The organism is Caballeronia arationis (genome assembly GCF_001544975.2).
GTDB lineage: Bacteria > Pseudomonadota > Gammaproteobacteria > Burkholderiales > Burkholderiaceae > Caballeronia > Caballeronia arationis.
Map to the genome: position 1 here is coordinate 1 of NZ_FCOG02000337.1, position 2679 is coordinate 2679.

Annotated in this window: 3 protein-coding genes; 1 reads left to right on the forward strand and 2 read right to left on the reverse strand. The window is 59.1% G+C overall.

Going from position 1 to position 2679, the window contains the following annotated elements:
* A partial coding sequence (locus AWB81_RS41835) for a transposase (protein ID WP_144444259.1) occupies positions 1-285 on the forward strand: 285 nt, incomplete at its 5' end.
* 325 nt (positions 286-610) lie between these two features.
* Here the strand turns inward: AWB81_RS41835 and AWB81_RS41840 are convergent.
* Both AWB81_RS41840 and AWB81_RS41845 read right to left on the reverse strand, forming a co-directional pair.
* Complete coding sequence (locus tag AWB81_RS41840) at positions 611-1921, reverse strand: MFS transporter (protein WP_374730553.1); 1311 nt, start codon at positions 1919-1921, stop codon at positions 611-613.
* A gap of 1 nt (position 1922) precedes the next feature.
* Complete coding sequence (locus AWB81_RS41845) at positions 1923-2597, reverse strand: porin (RefSeq protein WP_235026221.1); 675 nt, start codon at positions 2595-2597, stop codon at positions 1923-1925.
* Positions 2598-2679: the final 82 nt, after the last annotated feature.

The window sequence follows — 2679 nt, forward strand, 5'->3', positions numbered from 1 at the left end:
TGCACGCCAGGCCCTCAACGTCGTGTAGCGCGCTGGGAGCACGAAGATGTTCTTGATGAGATGCAGGCACGACTCGACCATGCGCCCGAGATGATGCGCATCCGGCGACAGACTGTCGAGCACCCGTTCGGGACGATCAAGGCATGGATGGGCGCCACTCATTTCTTGACACGAACCATCGAGCGGGTTAGCACAGAGATGAGCTTGCACGTGCTGGCATACAACATAAAGCGAGTGATCAAACTACTCGGTTCCGAAGCGGTTATGAAAGCGATGCGGGCGTGAAGCCCATAGGGGTTGTTAAGCTTTCGCGATGAGTGCGGCTGTGATTTGACATTCGGTTTGCTGCAATCGACAAACGGCGCCCGGCGCCGAGGCTGGTTTCGGCAATTCCTAGTGTCTACGCGTTTTGACACGGTCTGGGCCATTAAGCGACACTCACCTTTCCGCGCGCAATGGCAGTCGTGCGGAAGATAGCCGCCATCCCTGTTCTGCCCGAAGCGCATCGAGCCGCGGTGCGGCCCGACGCACTGAGCCCCGAGCGGATTGAATGCGATCAGCGTCACGCGGACGGCCCAGCCACGACGCAACACGTCGCACCATTAGTCCATTAGTCCAGGGCAACGGCAGGCGCCGCCTGCACGCGCGCTCGAGAGGGTGCTGTTTCCTTCAGACTGAGCGCCACGACAAATCCGATTGCGAGCGCAGCCAATCCGAGATGCATGATGTACTGAATGCCGAAGTGCTTCGCGATGTAACCCGCAATCGCCGGGGCGAGTCCACCACCAAAAACTTCGCCGATTCCGACCACCAGACCCGAAGCCGTAGACATAAGCTTCGCCGGCACCGATTCCGCGCTTAGCGGTCCCACGGTCAGCGTGATCAGGCTGAAGACGAAGAGAAGGGTGAGCGTAAGGTAGGTGAACAGAAACGTCGGGTTCGCACCGGTCCGCATGAGGAGGAACAGGAAGACGGCCGCGCCGATTACCGAGAAGACCATGACCGGCTTCCTTCCGAGTCTGTCGGATAGAGCCGGCATCACGAGCGTGCCGATCGTGCCGCCGAAGCCGATTGCCGAAAGCACGTAGCCCATCTGCTGCATGCTGAGGTGCAGGTAGTCGATCAGGTAGCTGGGGAAAAGCGCGCTTAGCACGACGAGACACGTCAGCCAGCACAACATGCCGACGATGTTCAACGGAATGTTGCGATAACGAATAACGTCGGTCCACTTGTGGGTGGCGGCGTCGTGCGTCGGCGTGTGCTGTGCAGCGGGCGAAGCTTGCGTATTGCGCAACACCTTGAACATCAGGTAAGCCACCAACAAACCCGGAATCGACACCACCGAGAAAATCCAGTGCCACGGCAGCACTTTTAGCAACTGCGTGACGAGGATCGGTGCGATGCCTAAACCAAAAAGCGGCAGCGCCATCTGCTGAATACCGATGTTGCGCCCGTGACGCGTCGGCTTCGATGCATCGAGCGTCGCGATGATGCTCGCAGGCGTGTAGGCACCTTCGGCAAATCCCATCACGGCGCGAATCAGGATCAGAGAGCCGACGCCGGTTGCTAGACCACTCAACCCCGCCAGCAACGAGAACACAATGATCGCCGGAATGATGACCTTGCGGTGGCCTACGCGGTCGGACAGGTTGCCCATGAACATCGCCGAGATGCCCCAAGCGACGGCGAGCGCGCCGGTGATGTGCCCGAGGTCCTGGTAGTCGAGGTGCAGATCCGTCATCATGACGGGGAAGAGCGGCATGATCATGAACCGATCGATACCGACCAGTCCGAAGCCCAGCGACAGCAAGGCTACGGCTCTCCACTCATAGGCGATATCCCACCTTGAAACGCGGTTGTGTTCCATGTTTGCAATCTCCAAATCGTTAAGCGACGTCGTCAGACGCGACGATCGATTCATGTCAGAAAGAAGTCTGCAGGCCGAGGCGGCCGATGACCTGATGCGTGGTGCTCGATTGACCCGTGCCGTTGATCCAGGCGTTGTGTCCGCCTTCGACGTCGCCGCCGGTCCATTGATAGACCGCTTCGGCGTACAACGTCGTGCGTTTGGAGAGAAGATACTGGGCCGCGCTCGTGACTTGCTGCGCCCGGTTGTGGCTTAGTTGCGCGTTGCCCTTCATGTACTGATAGTTCGTGCCGAACCGAATATCCGGCATGAACGTGTATAGTCCACCGACCTGAATCGCTTGGACGACGCCTCCCGTCAGCGTATTGCGCGTGTTGGTGTAAAGCGCGTTGAGATACACGTCGCCGATGGCCTGACTGAGGCCCCCTCCGAAATTTCGGATACCGTCGTGGCCGTCGTTTAGCGCCGCGTACTTGGTTTCGTTGTAGGCGGCCGCGATACCGAAGCCGCCGATCGCATAGTTCACGCCGAAGCCGATCGTGTTGTTCGCGGAAAACGAGCCGGGCGTATTGCCGAAACCGTACAATGCGCCGAGTCTCAAACCTGCGAAGGTGGCCGATACGACCTTGACCGAATTCGACACGCGTGACGTTCCGCCGGTCTGGTCGAAGTCGAACGAGCCGGTCGGATTCTGGGGAATGCCGAGCGCCGCAAAAGGACCTTGGCGCATGTTGTGGATCGTCGGGGGAATCTATGGGTGAATTATTGTGCGCGGCTAGCCAAGTGAAGCTCGATTCCGATACTGATAGAGC

Bases quoted from the DNA above. Each gene is read 5' to 3' on its own strand.
- AWB81_RS41845 (WP_235026221.1), bottom strand. From the start codon at position 2,597: ATGCGCCAAGGTCCTTTTGCGGCGCTCGGCATTCCCCAGAATCCGACC.
- AWB81_RS41840 (WP_374730553.1), bottom strand. From the start codon at position 1,921: ATGAATCGATCGTCGCGTCTGACGACGTCGCTTAACGATTTGGAGATT.